The sequence below is a fragment of the Ornithinimicrobium humiphilum genome, from assembly GCF_006716885.1.
GTDB lineage: Bacteria > Actinomycetota > Actinomycetes > Actinomycetales > Dermatophilaceae > Ornithinicoccus > Ornithinicoccus humiphilus.
This window is the reverse complement of sequence record NZ_VFPU01000001.1, coordinates 1,559,345-1,573,209: the sequence shown is the minus strand read 5'-3', so window position 1 is coordinate 1,573,209 and position 13,865 is coordinate 1,559,345. Positions and strand designations below refer to the sequence as shown.

The 13,865-nt window shown below is 74.8% G+C and carries 13 protein-coding genes; 2 read left to right on the top strand and 11 right to left on the bottom strand.

Annotated elements, in window-relative coordinates; genetic code table 11:
* Positions 1-47 precede the first annotated feature (47 nt).
* The 8 genes from FB476_RS07195 to FB476_RS07160 all read right to left on the bottom strand — a co-directional run bounded on the left by FB476_RS07195 (position 48) and on the right by FB476_RS07160 (position 6,894).
* On the bottom strand, positions 48-1,376 hold the full coding sequence (locus FB476_RS07195; RefSeq protein WP_141818172.1) for a class I SAM-dependent RNA methyltransferase: 1,329 nt from the start codon (positions 1,374-1,376) through the stop codon (positions 48-50).
* The gene (locus FB476_RS07190; RefSeq protein WP_141818171.1) at positions 1,373-2,113 is read right to left on the bottom strand and encodes a DUF3159 domain-containing protein; all 741 of its coding nucleotides are present in this window, start codon (positions 2,111-2,113) and stop codon (positions 1,373-1,375) included. The genes FB476_RS07195 and FB476_RS07190 overlap by 4 nt, the downstream gene beginning before the upstream one ends.
* A complete protein-coding gene (locus FB476_RS07185; RefSeq protein ID WP_170233563.1) occupies positions 2,110-2,985 on the bottom strand; it encodes a DUF3710 domain-containing protein in 876 nt (291 codons plus the stop codon). Before FB476_RS07185 ends, FB476_RS07190 begins: the two co-directional genes overlap by 4 nt.
* A 7-nt stretch (positions 2,986-2,992) precedes the next feature.
* Positions 2,993-3,472 carry a dUTP diphosphatase gene (gene dut / locus FB476_RS07180; RefSeq protein WP_141818169.1) on the bottom strand — a complete coding sequence of 160 codons (480 nt, stop codon included), beginning with the start codon at positions 3,470-3,472 and terminating at the stop codon, positions 2,993-2,995.
* A 96-nt stretch (positions 3,473-3,568) separates the two neighbouring features.
* Positions 3,569-3,868 carry a DUF4193 domain-containing protein gene (locus FB476_RS07175; protein WP_141818168.1) on the bottom strand — a complete coding sequence of 100 codons (300 nt, stop codon included), beginning with the start codon at positions 3,866-3,868 and terminating at the stop codon, positions 3,569-3,571.
* Between the two features lie 181 nt (positions 3,869-4,049).
* Positions 4,050-4,958: an inositol monophosphatase family protein gene (locus FB476_RS07170; protein WP_141818167.1), complete on the bottom strand. Its 909-nt coding sequence runs from the start codon at positions 4,956-4,958 to the stop codon at positions 4,050-4,052.
* Positions 4,958-6,226 carry a ferrochelatase gene (locus FB476_RS07165; RefSeq protein WP_420359352.1) on the bottom strand — a complete coding sequence of 423 codons (1,269 nt, stop codon included), beginning with the start codon at positions 6,224-6,226 and terminating at the stop codon, positions 4,958-4,960. Before FB476_RS07165 ends, FB476_RS07170 begins: the two co-directional genes overlap by 1 nt.
* Positions 6,223-6,894: a trimeric intracellular cation channel family protein gene (locus tag FB476_RS07160; protein WP_141818166.1), complete on the bottom strand. Its 672-nt coding sequence runs from the start codon at positions 6,892-6,894 to the stop codon at positions 6,223-6,225. The genes FB476_RS07165 and FB476_RS07160 overlap by 4 nt, the downstream gene beginning before the upstream one ends.
* An 85-nt stretch (positions 6,895-6,979) precedes the next feature.
* Here FB476_RS07160 and sepH point away from each other — a divergent pair, with 85 nt between their 5' ends.
* Both sepH and FB476_RS07150 read left to right on the top strand, forming a co-directional pair.
* Positions 6,980-8,395, top strand: coding sequence for a septation protein SepH (gene sepH, locus FB476_RS07155; protein ID WP_170233562.1), 1,416 nt, complete (start codon positions 6,980-6,982; stop codon positions 8,393-8,395).
* Positions 8,396-8,490: 95 nt separating this feature from the next.
* Complete coding sequence (locus tag FB476_RS07150; RefSeq protein ID WP_141818164.1) at positions 8,491-9,198, top strand: thymidine kinase; 708 nt, start codon at positions 8,491-8,493, stop codon at positions 9,196-9,198.
* Positions 9,199-9,364: 166 nt separating this feature from the next.
* Here the strand turns inward: FB476_RS07150 and FB476_RS07145 are convergent, their stop codons facing one another.
* Genes FB476_RS07145 through FB476_RS07135 form a run of 3 tightly spaced genes read right to left on the bottom strand, consistent with a single transcriptional unit; the run spans position 9,365 to position 13,838 of the window.
* Positions 9,365-10,567 carry an alkaline phosphatase family protein gene (locus FB476_RS07145; RefSeq protein WP_238329597.1) on the bottom strand — a complete coding sequence of 401 codons (1,203 nt, stop codon included), beginning with the start codon at positions 10,565-10,567 and terminating at the stop codon, positions 9,365-9,367.
* A 2-nt stretch (positions 10,568-10,569) separates the two neighbouring features.
* The gene (locus tag FB476_RS07140) at positions 10,570-11,148 is read right to left on the bottom strand and encodes a DUF5998 family protein (protein ID WP_141818163.1); all 579 of its coding nucleotides are present in this window, start codon (positions 11,146-11,148) and stop codon (positions 10,570-10,572) included.
* A 26-nt stretch (positions 11,149-11,174) separates the two neighbouring features.
* Positions 11,175-13,838 (bottom strand): bifunctional acetate--CoA ligase family protein/GNAT family N-acetyltransferase, encoded by a 2,664-nt coding sequence (locus FB476_RS07135; RefSeq protein ID WP_141818162.1) that lies wholly within the window; start codon positions 13,836-13,838, stop codon positions 11,175-11,177.
* Positions 13,839-13,865 lie beyond the last annotated feature (27 nt).

Sequence of the window (13,865 nt, the reverse complement as noted above, 5' to 3'; positions counted from 1 at the left end):
GCGCAGGGCCGCCCCGACCGGGGAGGAAGGACGGCCGCCGCCGCTGCTCAGCGCACGGGGCGCAGCAGCGCGAGGCACTCCATGTGGTGGGTCATCGGGAAGGCGTCGAGGACGCGCAGGTCCACCAGCTCGAGACCGTGCTCGCGGGCGGTGCCCACGTCCCGGGCCAGCGCGGCGGGGTCGCAGGCGACGTAGACGACCGCCCGCGGCGACAGGGCGGCGACCGCCTCGACGACGGCACGGCCGGCGCCGGTCCGGGGCGGGTCGAGCACGACCACGTCGGCCCGCTCCCCCGCGGCGACGAGGTCGGCGAGGGCGGCCTCGGTCGGCTTGGCGACCGCCCGGGCCCAGGGGTATGACGTGAGGTGGCGCTCGGCGGCGGCCGCCGCCTCGCGGTCGGCCTCCACGGCCCGGACCGAGCCGGTCAGACCGACCCGCTCGGCCAGCGGCACGGCGAAGAGGCCGACGCCGGCGTAGAGGTCCAGCGCCCGCTCCCCCGGCTGCGGGTCGAGCCACGCGAGCACCTGGTCGGTGAAGGTCGTCGCCGCACCGGGATGCACCTGCCAGAAGCCGCGGGCCGAGAGGGTGAACTCGTGGTCGCCGACGCGCTCGGTCACCTCGGGCACCGGGCCGAGCGGCACGGGCGCGGGCTCGCGCCGTCCCCGGCGGTGGTCGCGTCCGGGCTGGCCCGGGCCGCCACGGTGCCCGCGGCGTCGGTCGCGGGAGGGGGCACGCGGCATACCCAGGGGCACGACGACGGCCTCGCCCCGACCGGGTGCGACGACGTCGACACCGACGACGCCGTCCGGCACGGGGGCGCCCAGCACGCCGCTCCTGGCGATGCGCTCATCGGCGATGAGGCAGTCGGTGACGGGCAGCACCTCGTGGGAGCGGTGCAGGCGCAGGCCCGGCACGCGCTCCCCCGCGTCGTCCCTGGTGACCGCGAACTCCACGCGGGTGCGCCAGCGCAGCCCGTCCACGTCGCCCGGGACGGGCTCGCACGCGACGTCGTCGAGCACCAGTCCGGCGAGCCGGCGGAGCTGCCCCTGGACGACCTGCGCCTTGAGCCGGCGCTGCTCCTCGAGACTCGCGTGCTGCCAGTCGCAGCCGCCGCAGCGGCCGGGTCCGGAGAACGGGCACGGGGGCACCACGCGGGCGGGCGAGGCCTCCAGCACCTCGGTGGCGTCGGCACGGACGAAGCGGCTGCCGGTCTCGGTCACCGTCGCGCGGACGATCTCGCCGGGCAGGGTGTGCCGGACGAAGAGGACGAGGCCGTCCTCCTCGCGCCGGGCGACGCAGAATCCGCCGTGGGCGACCGGGCCGACCGTCACCGTGAGGACGTCGCCGACCTCGGGGACGGCCGGGCCGGTGGTCACGACGGGCGCCCGCCCTCGGCGGGGTGCTCGCCCTCGTGCTCGAGGTGCGCAGCCAGCATCCGCTCGGTGACGTCGTCCGGACCGTCGTCGGTCTGCGGGGTCCGTCCCTTGGCCAGCATGAGGCCCATGACGACGATCGCGAGCAGGTAGGCCGGCCAGCCGAGCGCGACCTTGGCCGCTCCGAGCCAGGCCACCTCGGCGGCCAGGTAGAGCGGGAGCATGATGGCGACGCGGAGCGCGAAGAGCGCCACGAGCACCCAGGTCAGACGGCTGCAGACCCGCACGAGGCCCTTGTCGCGGCGCCACTGGGCCGGGCGCTCGGCGAACTCCGGGTCGCCGATGGCGACGATGAAGCCGACGAGCGGCCAGCGGACCAGGATCGACACCACGGCGGCGACGCCGTAGGCGGCGCTGGTGATGATGCCGGGCAGGAAGGCGTCCTCGGCCTGGCCCGAGCGCAGCGCGAAGAAGGCCGCCAGGGCGGTCGCCAGCACGGCGGAGCCGAGGTAGCGCCAGCCGCCCCCGACGAAGTGCCGCACGACGGCGAGGACCACGAGCAGCACGGCCGCGGCCGCCACGGCGGTGCGGACGTCGTCGAAGACCACCCAGGTGAGAACGAAGGCGATGGTCGGCAGCGCCGTCTCGAGCGAGCCGTACCAGCCGCCCAGCGCGTCGCTGACCCGCTGGCGGATCACCTGCTCGACGGTGACCTCGGCGGGCGCCGCCCCCGTGCTCACGTGAACTCGGGCTTGTTCGGCGCCTTCGGCACGCCGTCCTGCGGCGCCTCGGGCGCCGGGGCAGGAGCGCGGTGGCGCCCGGGCTCGGCACCGGGGGCGATGCCCGCGACGCCCGTGGCGTCGCCGGTGCGCAGGACCGCGGTGGCGGGGGCGGCCTGCTCGGCGGCGGCCCGCTGGGCGGCCTCGCGGCGGGCCTGGGCCTGCTTGGCGGCGGCCTCGACGACCCCGGCCGGCGCGGTCAGCTCGAGCAGCTCGCGGGGCGGGCGCGGCTCGTCGCCGCGGCGGACGACCGCCTGCCGGACGTAGGCGAGGACCGGGCGCAGCTGGGTGTCGTCGGTCGCGGCCGGGCCGTTGACGACGACGCGCAGGAACCAGCGGGGGCCGTCGATGCCGAGGAAGCGGGCCGGCTGGAAGGCCACGCGACCGTCGGGGGCGCGCCCGGGCATCCGGGCCCGGATCTCCTTGCCCATCATCCCCTCGACGATCTCGGCCGCGCCGCCGGCGTCGACCAGGCCGCGGGCGATGTCGGGACGCAGCTCGTCCCACAGACCCATGGTGCGCGGAGCGGCGAAGACCTGGAGCTGGGCCTGCGAGGCGCCGAAACCGAGGGTCACCCCGACCACGCGGCCGGTGCCCTGCTCGAGGTCCAGGCGCATCTGCATACCCTGCACGGCCGGGACCCTCAGCGCACCGAGGTCGACACGGCCGTCCAGGTCGGGCCACTCGCTCACGTCGTAGGGGCCGTCGGAGGCGCGGTCCCAGTCGCGGTCGACCCCGGGCTCCCCCTCGGCCGGCTGCGGGCGTGCGGGTGTCTCGAGCTCCTCGACGTCGTCGGGGAGCGGCTGGCTCTTCTTCCGGCCAAACAGTGCCACGGGCGGGTCAGTCCTTCGGTCGATGGGGATCGGGGTAGGCGGAGCCGGTGCCGGTGTGGCCGTGCCCACCGGTCCCGCGCTCGGACGGCGGCAGCTCGTCGACGACGTCGAAGACGGGCGTGACCACCTGCTGCACGACCAGCTGCGCGATGCGGTCCCCGCGCCGCACGGTGACGCTCTCGGTCGTGTCGGTGTTGACCAGGTTCACCAGGATCTCGCCGCGGTAGCCGGCGTCCACGGTGCCCGGGGCGTTGACGATGGAGATGCCGTGCCGGGCCGCCAGGCCGGACCGGGGGTGCACGAAGCCCGCGTGGCCCGCCGGGATGGCGAGGGCCACGCCGGTCGGGACCAGGGCCCGCTCGCCGGGGGCCAGGGTGCGGTCCTCGCGCGCGTGCAGGTCCACGCCCGCGTCGTCGGGCCGGGCCTGCCGCGGCACGGGCAGGTCGGGGTCGAGGAGGCGCAGGGCGATCCGGAGGGGTTCAGGCATCGGGGCAGACATCGTCAACGAGGGTACGCCCCGGCCACCGGGTGGTGGCCGAGGCGTGCTGGGCCGCCGAGGTCGGCGGCCGGGACGTCCTGGGGCTCAGGCCGCACACTCGGTGCAGACCGGCAGACCGCCGACCTCCTTGGCCAGCTGGCTGCGGTGGTGCACCAGGAAGCAGCGCGAGCAGGTGAACTCGTCCTGCTGACGGGGCAGCACGTGCACCGACAGCTCCTCGTTGGACAGGTCGGCCCCCGGGAGCTCGAAGCCCTCGGCCTGCTCGGTCTCGTCGACGTCGACGCTGCCGGACGACTTGTCGTTGCGACGAGCCTTGAGCTCCTCGATCGAATCCTCGCTGAGCTCGTCGTCAGTCTTGCGCGGGGCGTCGTAGTCCGTCGCCATCCTCAACCTCCATCAGTGCCGGTTTCAACGTCGTCTAGCCGTCCAGAACGCACAGACGTCCGGATTTGTGCCCGGCCCCCTGCGCACCGGATGAACGGACGCGTCGGGCGGATTGTGCCCTATACCCGACCACCCGCGCGAACCGGGTGTCCGCGTGTCGCCGGAGCCGGGGCGCGCGGACCTACTCGACGAGCTCGTCGGCGGTCAGCGAGGGGTGTCCCGCACCCAGCTCCCGCAGCTCCCCGACCAGCAACCGGTGCGTCGTCGGGCCCGCCGCGACCACCATCGCCCGGGAGGGCGGGCTGCCCTCCTCGAGCCCGGACACGACGGCGCCCGCCTCGGTGGCGACCAGCACGCCGGCGGCGAAGTCCCACGGGTGGATGCCCCACTCGTAGTAGCCGTCGAGCCGGCCCGCGCCCACGTGGCACAGGTCGAGGGCGGCCGAGCCCAGCCGCCGCAGGTCACGCACCCGCGGCAGCAGGTCGGCCATCACGGCGGCCTGCCCCTGCCGACGCTCCCGGTCGTAGGCGAACCCGGTGGCGAGCAGCACCGAGCCGAGGTCGTCGACGTCGGTCGCGCGCAGCACCTCCGGCTCGACGGTCGGGTCGAGACCGCCCGAGCCGATCCGCCGCAGGCGCGAGCCGCCGCCGGCCCGGGCGGAGAAGACCTCGCCGGTCGACGGGTTGGCCACCGCTCCGGCGACGGGTGCCCACGCCCCGGCCCTCGTCGGGTCGCCCACGACGACGGCCACGGAGACGGAGTAGGTGGGCAGGTCGTAGAGGTAGTTGACGGTGCCGTCGATCGGGTCGATCACCCACGTCAGGCCGCTCGTGCCGGCGGAGACGCCCGAGCCCTCCTCCCCGAGGATGGCGTCGTCGGGGCGGGCCACCGCGAGCCGCTCGCGCAGCAGGGCCTCGGACCGCTCGTCCATGACGGTGACGACGTCGAGGTCGGTCGACTTGGTGTGCTGGACGTCGAGGTCCTGCGGCCGACCGCCGTGGACGAAGAGCGCCGCCTCCACGGCGAGGTCGACGGCGAGCTGCTCGAGCGTCGCGCGCTGGCCGTCGGGGACGAGCGTGGGGTCGCCCATTAGTCCATCCCGCACGCGGCCGGCTTGCTCACCCGCAGGTTCGGGCAGCAGCCCGGCAGGCAGACCGAGGGGCGCGGCTCGTTGCCGGGCCAGCACGGCATGACCACCTGCTCGCCGCGGGCCTCCGCCGCGCGCTCCAGGACGAGGTCGACCAGACCGGAGACGAACTCCGCGTCGGTGCCGACCGTGGGCACCCGCACCATCTGCAGGCCGAGCTCCTCGGCGGTCTCAACCGCCTCGGTGTCGAGGTCGAAGACGACCTCCATGTGGTCGGAGACGAAGCCGATCGGCGCCAGGACCACGGAGGTGGCACCGCGCTCGGCGAGGAACCGCAGGTGGTCGTTGACGTCCGGCTCCAGCCACGGCTGGCTGGGCGGACCGGAGCGGGAGCAGTAGGTGAGGTCGTGCTCGAGGGAGACACCGAGGGTCGCCTCGACCTCGCCGGTGATGGCGTCGGCGAGCTGCAGGTGCTGGGTGGAGTAGAGGTTGCCCTCGTCATCGCCCGGGCCGGAGGTGTCGTCCATGGCGATCGGCAACGAGTGTGTCACGAAGACGAGGTGGGGCGTCGCGCCCGACTCGAGGACGCCACGGACGGCCTCGGTGACGAGGCGGACGTTGGCGCGCGAGAAGCCGGGGTGGTTCCAGTACTGACGGATCTTGTCGACCGCCACCGTGCGGCCCTCCCGGGCCAGTTCGTCGATCGCCGCGGCGATGTCCTCGCGGTACTGCCGGCACGAGGAGTAGCTGGAGTAGGCGCTGGTCGTGACGGCCAGCAGGCGGGTCATCCCCTCCTCGTGCGCCTGACGGAGGGTATCGGCGAGGAAGGGCTCGGAGTTGCGGTTGCCGAAGAGCACCGGCAGCGAGATCTCCCGCCGCTGCAGCTCGGCCCGGAGCGCGTCGATGAGCGCGCGGTTCTGGTCGTTGATCGGGCTCTTGCCGCCGAAGTGCAGGTAGTGCTCGGCGACCTCGGCGAGGCGCTCGTCGGGGATCCCGCGGCCGGCGGTCACCCGGCGCAGGAAGGGCATGACCTCCTCGGGCCCCTCGGGGCCGCCGAAGGAGGTGAGCACGATCGCCTGGTAGGGCTCGAGCCGGGTGTCGTCCTCGCGGTCCAGCTGCTCCTCCAGCTCGGCGACGACCTCGTCGGTCGCGTCGGCGACGGGGTCGGTGGCGGGACCGTCCGCAGGGGTGCCCTCGGGGCCGGCGGGGACGGCCTCGGGGCGGGGCTCGACGGGGTCGGTGGGCGGCTGGGCGCCGGTGGGGAGGGTCACGGGGATGCTCCTTGTCGTGGGGCGGTGGGGACCTGCAGGTCGAGAAGGATGGCGGCGACGCGGATGCCGAGGACCAGGACGACGGCCGCCCAGGCCACGACCGAGGTCAGCGCGTCCATGGAGGCGGCGACGACCACGACGGTCGCGCCGATCAGGGCGGGCACGGCATACACCTCGCGGCGGAGCACCTCGGGCACCTGCCCGGCGAGCACGTCGCGGAGGGCGCCGCCGCCCACGGCGGTCACGGCGCCGACGAGGATGCACGCCAGCGGTGGCGCACCCCAGGCGAGGGCCTTGAGGGCGCCGGAGACGGCGAAGACGGCCAGGCCCACGGCGTCGAGGTACTTGACCGCGCGGCCGATGAGCTGGACCCGCAGCCGCGGACGTCGGCGGGAGAGGTCCGTGAGCATCGGCTGGGCCAGGACGGCCGCGACGCTGGCGGCGAGGACGGTGCCGAGGTACCAGGGGTCGTGGATGCCGCGCGGCGGGACGTCACCGAGGAGGACGTCACGGATGATCCCGCCCCCGAGCCCGGTGATCCAGGCCAGCACGGCGATCCCGAAGAGGTCGAACCGGGCCCGCACGCCGACCAGCCCGCCGGACACGGCGAAGGCGAAGATGCCGATGACGTCCAGGGCGAGACTCAGGTCGGCGTGGGCGGTCAGCATGTCCCCGTCAGGGTATCCCGCGGTCCCCCGGCGGGCGGCGTGCCGATGCCTCCCAGGCCCGTCCCGGGTGGCACAGTGGGGAACCATGCAGGAGCTGGAGTTCACGGAGCTGGACGAGAGCGGCCGTCTCGTGGTCGTCGCCGAGGACGGGTCGCGCTACGTCGTGCCCGTCGACGACCGCCTGCGCGCCGCGCTGCGCCGGCGTCCCCCGTCGGAGTCGGGTGGCACGACGTCGGCGTCGGCGACCCCGCGCGAGATCCAGTCCATGATCCGGGCCGGGCAGACCGCCGAGGAGGTGGCCGCGGCGACCGGGTGGGAGCTGGAGCGGGTCCGCCGCTTCGAGGGCCCGGTCATCGCCGAGCGCGAGCACGTCGTCGGGCTGGCCAAGGCCGCCCACGTCCGCGCCCAGGGCCGCACCGACGGGTCCCACACCCTCGAGCGCCGGGTGCGCGAGCGGCTCCAGAGCCGCGGGGTCTCCCCCGCCGAGACCCGCTGGGACGCGGCCCGGACGTCTGCCCACGGGCCCTGGACGGTCGTCGTGACCTTCCCCGCCGGCGGCCGCGAGCGGCAGGCGACCTGGCACTACGGCGTGCAGGACCGCTCGATCGACGCGCTGGACGACGAGGCGCGCTGGCTGAGCGAGGACGAGCAGGCCCTGCCCGGCGGCCTTGCCGGGCACCCGCTGCTCGGGGGCAGCCACGTCGAGGACGAGGCGGCCGACCTCATGGCGACCATGCGCGAGCGTCGCCAGGCCCGGGGCCGGCGTCGCCGCTCCGAGCCGGTCCGCGAGGACCGTCCCCGCCCGACGGGCGGCATCGACAACGAGCCGCTCCCCCTCGAGGACCTGGACTACGACCCGCAACGCATGGGCGACCCGCCGGCCGCCCACCCGCGGGGCTCCGCTCCGGAGTCCCCGACGCCCGTCGCGGCGCCCGTGGTCGACGACGCCGCCGAGGAGGTGGAGGACGAGGGCCGCGCCGCGTCCTCCCGGAGCCGTCGTGAGCGTCGCCGGCTGCGCATCCCCAAGCTGCCGCCCGTGCCCGGCGAGCCCGAGGACGAGGACACCGGCACCGACGACGCCGAGCTCTCCTACGCCCGCACGCGGGACCCGCAGGAGGTCAGCTTCGAGGAGTTCTTCGGCACCGACGAGGAGCTGCTCGAGGTCGGCGACGACGAGCTGCTCGTCGCCGAGGAGGAGGTGCTCGTCGTCGAGGACGAGGTCGTCGTCGAGGTGGACGACGCCCCGGACGTGCCGGACCTGGCTCCCGACGTGCCGGAGGACCTCGAGCCCGACGTGCCGGACGTCGCCGACGAGGATCCCGACGTGCCGGAGGACCTCGAGCCCGACATGCCGGACGAGACACCCGAGGCGTCCGACGACGCCCCGGACGAGCCCGAGGACCGCTCCGCCGGCCAGTCCGGCCGCCGCAAGGGCCGCCCGAGCGTCCCGAGCTGGGACGACATCATGTTCGGCGGTGGCGGCACCCGCCGGCGCGGCTGACACGGCATACCCCCCGCGGCAGACCGCCACGCGGAGCCTCGACGCGCCAACGCAGAAGGGTCGGGAGCACCCCTGCGGCCTCGTAGACTGCCCGGGTGGCTGAGCTCGTCTTCTTCACCGGGACCATGGACTGCGGGAAGTCGACCCTGGCTCTCCAGATGGATCACACCCACTCGACCCGGGGTCGCTCCGGCCTGCTGTTCACCCAGCACGACCGGTCCGGCGAGGCGGTGCTGTCCTCCCGGCTGGGCCTGACCAAGTCGGCCTTCGAGGTCCGCGACGACCTCGACCTGTGGGAGTTCGTCGTCGAGCAGGTCACGAGCGGGGTGCGCGTGGACTACCTCGTCTGCGACGAGGCGCAGTTCTACACCCCCGACCAGGTCGAGCAGCTCGCCCGGCTGGTCGACGAGATGGGGATCGACGTCTTCGCCTTCGGCATCACCGCCGACTTCCGCACCGAGCTCTTCCCCGGGTCGCGCCGGCTCATCGAGCTCGCCGACCGCACCGAGCAGCTGCAGGTCCGCGCGCTGTGCTGGTGCGGCAAGGCCGCCACCGTCAACGCGCGCGTCGTCGACGGCGTCATGGTCGTCGAGGGCGAGCAGGTGGTCGTCGGCGACGTCGCCGGGTCCGAGGGCACCACCCCGCTGGTCGAGTACGAGATGCTCTGCCGCCGCCACTACATGCGCCGGATGAACGCCTCCGCCGCCCGTGCCCAGGCCCTCTCCCCCGACGTCCTGCCCTTCGACCTCGACCTGTGCCCGATCCCCGGCCCTCCGGGCGGGCGCCCGAGCGCCGAGGGCTGACCGCGGATCCGTCCTGGCGACGCGCCCGCCCCGAGCGGCTGCAGCGAGCACGTGCTCGCCCGGGCCGACGGAACCGGGCGTGTCGGCGGGACGAACGGCGCGCCGGGGTATGCCGTCGGCCGGCCGCGCGGCCCCGTCCGGGGGGCACGGCCCGGCGGGGCGCGTCTCAGACCTGGTGCACCAGCAGCGGGACGGCCGTCTCGGCCTCGGTGATGCTGCCGTGGTGCCCGCGGAGCCGCAGCACCTCGGGGCGCAGCAGCCGGGAGTCCAGCACGGTCGCCCGGCCCAGCATGGCCGCGACCACCTCGCCGATGCGCTCGGCGTAGCCCTCGCGCACGGGGCCGAACCAGCCCGCCTCGATCGCCTCCTCGCGCCGCAGCACGAGCGCGTCGTCCCCGAGCTCATCGCGCCAGGTCGCGACGACGTCGTCGACGGCTCCCCGGCGGCACCAGGCCTGCGGCGCACGGGGCTCCCCGGCCAGGAGGCGCACCCCCTCGTCGAGCACGGGATCGATGGCGAGGTCGCGACGCTCGGCCACGGGGGCCTCGACCATGCCGTGGTCGGAGGTCACGACGATCACGGTGCCCTCCGGCGCCTGCTCGGCCAGGCCGGCGACGAAGGCGTCGACCGCTTCCACGGCCTCGCCCCACTCGAGCGTGTCGGGACCGTGCACGTGCCCGGCCTTGTCGACCTCGTCCCAGTAGGCGTAGACGAGCGCGCGGCCGCGCCGCCCGGCCTCGGCGAGGGCGCGCAGCACGCCGGCGGTGCGCTCCTCGGCCGTGTCGGCGGGGAGGTAGCCGCCGCCCCGCAGCGCGGCCCGGGTGAAGCCCGAGGTCTCGAACGCCGTCCGCGAGACCGTGGTGGCGGTGACGTTGGCGCGCCCGGCCTCCTGCAGCAGCGTGCGCAGCGGCTGGTAGCTGTGCGGGTCGGGCCCCTCGCGCCACCCGAGGTGGTTGAAGAGCCGGTCGCCGCGCAGGGCGGTCTGCCAGCCGATGATGCCGTGGTCGCCGGCGCGGCGCCCGGTGCCGAGGCTGGTCAGGCTCGTCGACGTCGTCGAGGGGAAGCCGCAGTGCGCGTCCGCGACGGGTGAGGCGAGGGTCCGCAGGAACGGGGCGTGGCCGGTCCGGCGCTCGAGCTGCCGTGCGCCGAGCCCGTCGACGAGCACGACGACGACCCGCCGGGTCTCCGGCAGCGCCCACGTCGGAGCAGGTATGTCGTGGGGAAGGTCCGCGCCCAGCGCCACGAGGGCGGCGGGCAGCACGGACGGCAGGCCCTCCCCCGGCCCGGGCGGCTTGTAGGTCTCCGCCGCGCGGGCCACGACGTCGCCCGCGGGGGCGCCGGCGTCCTCGGCCGTCGGTCCTGCCGCCACGGTCACCGTCCGAGCCGGGCCGACAGCTCCTGGGCGAAGACGAGCGCGCGCTCGAGCTGGTCGACGCCGTCCGCGTCGGACGAGACGCGCAGCGAGATGTCGTCGCCGGCCACCGTGCCCTCGTAGCCGTGGTCACCCTCGCACTGCGGGTCCTCGCACATCGCGGGGATGAGGTCGACGCGGGCGACGGCGCCCCACCCGAGGGTGAGGGTGATCGCCCTGCCCTCGAGGCTGCCGTCGTAGCTCTCCGGGTCGGCGACCACGTGGGTGAGCATGACGCCGCGCACCTGGCGCAGCGGCACGGTCTCGCTGGTGGCCGTCGCCATGCGCTGGCGCTCCGGGCCCTCGTGGTCGTCGGCGTGCGCGATGACGAGGCGCCGGTCGGTCAGCACCAGGACCGTGAGGTGGTTGCGGACCGCCTGCTCGTCGAAGGTGGTCTCGGCGTGCACCAGGTGGGCGACCACCTGGTCCCGGCCCACGGCCGTGACGACGACGTCGTGCACCACGGCCGGCAGGTAGCCGGCCCGCTCGATGTCGGCCACGAGGGAGTCGGGCAGCGGGGACCTGAGGCGACGGACCATGCGCCCCATCGTGCCACCTGCGCCGCTCACGAGAGCATCGCCCGCCGCTCGGCGTCGGTCCGGGTGGGCGCCGGGGCGATCTGCACCTGCGCGCCGAGGACGTCGACGCCGTCCTGGTGGGCCATGACGGGCGTGAGCCGGAGCTGGGCGACCTCCGGGTGGTCGTCGGCGAGCACGGACACCCGCGCGATGAGGTCGTAGAGGGCGGTGTGGTCCACCGGCTTGGCGCCCTTGTAGCCGTCGAGCATCGGCGCGGCCTTGATGGAGGTGACCATGTCGACGATGTCGACGTCGGTCAGCGGCGGGAACCGGCTCGAGACGTCGCCGAGCAGGTCGATCGGCACGCCGGCGACGCCGAAGCCCACCACCGGGCCGAAGAGCGGGTCCTCGCTGCTGTGCACCTCGACCGTCACGCCACCGGGCGCCGCCATCCGCTGGAGCGCGATGCCCTCGGCGCCCAGCGGCTCGAGCAGCGCCTTGAGGTCCCGGTATGCCGCACCGACGGCCTTGGGGTGACGCAGGCCGGTGCGGATCCAGCCCTGGCCGGGCTGGTGCTGCAGCAGCGGGGAGGTCGCCTTGAGCACCACGGTGCCCTTCATCTGGCGGTAGACCTCGACGGCCTCCTCGTCCGAGCTGACCGGCACCGACGTCCAGAGGGTGATGCCGTAGGCGGCAAGCAGCGCCGCGGTGTCCTCCTGCGAGAGCTCCTCGCCGCGGGGCGAGCGCTCGAGCACCGCGTCGATCAGGTCGTGCACCGCGCGCCGGTTGATGCGGTCCGGCCGCACCGGGGTGCCGCGGTCGCTGTTGCGCCACTGCGCGTAGCGGGTCGCCGCGGCGAGGGCGCGGACCGCGTCCTCGGGGGTGGTGTAGGTGGGCAGCGAGCCGCCGGGGCTCACGCCGCGCATGCCGAGGAAGGTCGCCACGCAGGGCTTCTCGTGCCCGGCGACCGTCGCGCCGACCGCCTGCACGACCTCGGGGTCGATCGAGGCGACCGGCGGGATGAAGCAGGCCACGAGGGAGTCGACGTCGTCGCGTGCCAGGGCCTCCTCGACCACCCGGCGGAACTCCTCCACCCGCGCCTCGGCGTTGACGCTGACCGGGCCGTGCACGACCTCTAGGCCCCACGAGAGCGCGGCGTCGGCCGCCAGCGACCCGAGGGCGTCGCTGTTGGTGACCACACCGACCCGCTGGCCGCGCGGCAGCGGCTGGTTGACCACGAGCTGGGCGACGTCGAAGAGCTGGTGGATGTTCTCCGCCCGGATGACACCGGCCTGCTTGAGCATCTGCGCGAATGCCTCGGGGCGCTCCTGCGTGCTGCGCACCCGGTGGCCGCGCGGGGTGCCGTACTTGCCCACGCCGGACTTCACGACGATCACCGGCTTGATCGAGGAGAGGCGGCGGGCGATGCGCGAGAACTTGCGGGGGTTGCCCATCGACTCCAGGTAGAGGCCCACCACGCTGGTGGCCTCGTCGTCGAGCCAGTACTGCATGAGGTCGTTGCCGGAGACGTCGACCCGGTTGCCGGCCGAGGCGAAGGTCGAGATGCCGAGCCGCCGGCGCTGGGCGGAGGCGAGGACGGCCACGCCGAGGGCGCCGGACTGGGCGAAGAGGCCCAGCCGCCCGTGCGGGGGAAGGTGCTCCGGAGCCGCGAGCGACGCGTCGAGGCTCATCTCCGGGTCGTTGTTGATGAGCCCGAAGCTGTTGGGGCCGAGCACGCGCATGCCGTGGCGGCGGGCCCGGGTCAGCAGCTGCTCCTGGAGCTGCTCACCCTCGCGGCCGGCCTCGGCGAAGCCCTCGGACGCCACGACCAGCGCCTTGACGCCCGCGTCGGCGCACTCGTCGACGATCGCCAGCACGTCCGGGGCCGGCACCGCGACGACGGCGAGCGCGACCCCGCCCTCGATGTCCCGCACCGAGGCGCGGGACGGCAGCCCACCGATGAGGGTGCCGGGCTCGGCGCGGTTGTTCACGACGTGCAGGCGCCCGGTGTAGCCGCCGGCGACGATGTGCTCGAGGAAGGCCCGGCCGACCGTCCCGTCGCGGCGGGACGCGCCGATGACCGCGACCGAGGGCGGGTGCAGCACCTGGCGCACCGAGCGGGCCTCGGAGCGGTGCTCGCGCGACATCCGGACGGCGCGGGAGGCGTCGGTGGGCTCGATGTCGAAGGAGACCGCGATGACGCCGTCGTCGAACTCGTGCGAGGCGTCGTAGCCGGCGTCGCGGAAGACGCCGATCATCTTGCGGTTCTGCGGCAGGACGTCGGCGACGAAGCGCCGCACACCGAGCTCGCGGCCGATGTCGGCCAGGTGCTCGAGCAGGACCGAGCCGATGCCGCGGCCCTGGTGGTGGTCGGAGACGTTGAAGGCGACCTCGGCGACCGGGCCGCCCGGCTGCAGGCGGTCGTAGCGGCCGATGCCGGCGATCTTGTCGCGGATGGTCATCACGAGCGCGACCCGGTCGGAGTAGTCCACGTGCGTGAAGCGGTGGACGTCCTTGTCGGACAGCCGCTTGATGGGCGCGAAGAAGCGCAGGTAGATGGACTCCTCGGACTGGGCCGCGTGGAACTCGTGGATCGCCTCGGCGTCGTCGGGGCGGATCGGGCGGATGTGCCCGACCATGCCGTCCGCGAGGACGACGTCGGCCTCCCACTCCTGGGGGTAGCCCGGCGGCAGCGCGTCCTGCTCGGTCATGGCCCAACTATGGCAGGTGGGGTCTGG